The organism is Bartonella mastomydis (assembly GCF_900185775.1).
GTDB classification, from domain to species: domain Bacteria; phylum Pseudomonadota; class Alphaproteobacteria; order Rhizobiales; family Rhizobiaceae; genus Bartonella; species Bartonella elizabethae.
This window is the reverse complement of sequence record NZ_LT883133.1, coordinates 1-1,728: the sequence shown is the minus strand read 5'-3', so window position 1 is coordinate 1,728 and position 1,728 is coordinate 1. Positions and strand designations below refer to the sequence as shown.

Genomic DNA, 1,728 nt, shown 5'->3' with positions numbered 1-1,728 from the left:
TTCATGGCATTCCTCTTTAACGAATTTTCATGTTTTATATGGTCTTTTTAGGCATTCTTCGTTGAATTTTTTTAGGATGGATCGAATGTGATCAAATCTTCTCAGTCTATGAAAGAGAACTGAGTATTATGCATTAACTTTTTCTTTTTACGAACACACAAAAATAATATACAAAATGTTATTATAAAAAGCTTTATTGAAATTTTATGGTAGGTATACTTCCTTGCCTTGTGGAAGCTGGTATATATATCCTAGTTTTTTGTCTGTTGATAAGATCCGCTTCATTATTGAAGAAATTTCTGATCATTTGTACTTTGATAGATTCATTTCGAATCATGGCTAACATATATTTTAGCTCTGCTTGTAATTTAGTAGCTTCTTTCAAATCCTGCGTTTTGCCTGTAGTATCTAGCAAATTAGCAATTCTTTCAAAACGCTTCTCTGTGTTCTGAAGAGCTTGTAAACTTACAGCTCTAGCGATAACCCCTCTATATCTGAGACGTGTACTAATTTCTTTATGCATCTCCTTTAGTGCTTTAAGATTGCCATATCCCTCTTGGTGAAAAGTGGGGACAATATATTTGTTATATAAAAGCTCCGAAGGATTTGAATGAATCATAAGGGTATGGGAGTTGTATATATTTCGTACTTCTGGGTACATTAACTTCGGATTTTGAAGAAAATGTTTGAGATTGTGTGGCAATACATGTTTAACTCCATTACCCGTTATAGAATCGTGTATCTTTAATGTTTGGTTGAATTTCTTTTCACTCAGTTCAAGTTGTTTTTTTAAGAGTTTAATAACTTCCAGATATTCTGCTGGTGGAGTTGGTGGAGCAGATGGTGTCGGTGGAGACGGTGTGAGTGTGGGTGAGCCTTTTATCTCTGCATTTGCTGGAACTAGATTCAGCACTGCCAAAAGGGTAATCACTCCTGTTATAATAAATCGCTTTTTCATCTGTCTCCTCGCTTAATTTCAGCAGGGATTGTTTTATTAATAGGCACACGGTTCCTATCATTGGGTTGTTTGAGCTTTGGTGCTAAAGCACAAGCCGATAAAATGTTTGCAATCAAAATCATAAGAATGATATTTTTCATTTTAATATTACTCTTTTTACTGTTAGATGCATCCTAACATTTATTATCATTATTTCCATTTTGAATGTAAAGTAAAGTGCATAGTGTATAATTATTTTACTTTTCTTAATTTCATTTTTTAATTGATGAAAATAGCTCAATTTCAGTGCAAATATTTTTTACTGTAGGATTTAGATATCTTGGTTATTTTGTCCTATGGATATTCAGGGTGTCTGTTATGAGAATCACTGTTTTTTATATCCTCTAGTGTTTATGTCTCCATAGATGTCCAAATGTTATGCCTTTTGCGAGAGAATTGGCAATGCTTGATAGTTTGAGTAAGAGCATGATGGATATAATGGAGAGGATAAGCGCTCCCCCAAACATGAAGCTTATATTCTGGTCGTAATCAAGTTTCATATCACCCAAATAGTTTGCAAGGATATTCATCATCACATTAAAGACAGTGGCTAAGAGTAGAAAGAGGATTATGTAATTTACGACTTGGATTAACCACTGCTCAAAAAAGCGATAAGTTGGTTGCCAGAGCAAAGCAATGATGAAGATAGGTCCCCAGCCTACGAGAAGTGCAATAGCGATTTTTGTCAGGATAACAAGCCCACCGCCGATTGCGACGACAAGGCTTGTTGC

The 1,728-nt window shown here is 34.7% G+C and carries 3 protein-coding genes; all 3 read right to left on the bottom strand.

Annotated elements, in window-relative coordinates:
- Window positions 1-193: 193 nt before the first annotated feature.
- Window positions 194-958: a TrbJ/VirB5 family protein gene (locus tag FJG96_RS00060; protein WP_139412233.1), complete on the bottom strand. Its 765-nt coding sequence runs from the start codon at window positions 956-958 to the stop codon at window positions 194-196.
- Entirely contained in the window at window positions 955-1,098 is a 144-nt protein-coding gene (locus tag FJG96_RS00055; protein ID WP_120121385.1) for a TrwH protein, read from the bottom strand. The genes FJG96_RS00060 and FJG96_RS00055 overlap by 4 nt, the downstream gene beginning before the upstream one ends.
- Window positions 1,099-1,341: 243 nt before the next feature.
- A partial coding sequence (locus tag FJG96_RS00050; protein WP_139412232.1) for a type IV secretion system protein occupies window positions 1,342-1,728 on the bottom strand: 387 nt, incomplete at its 5' end.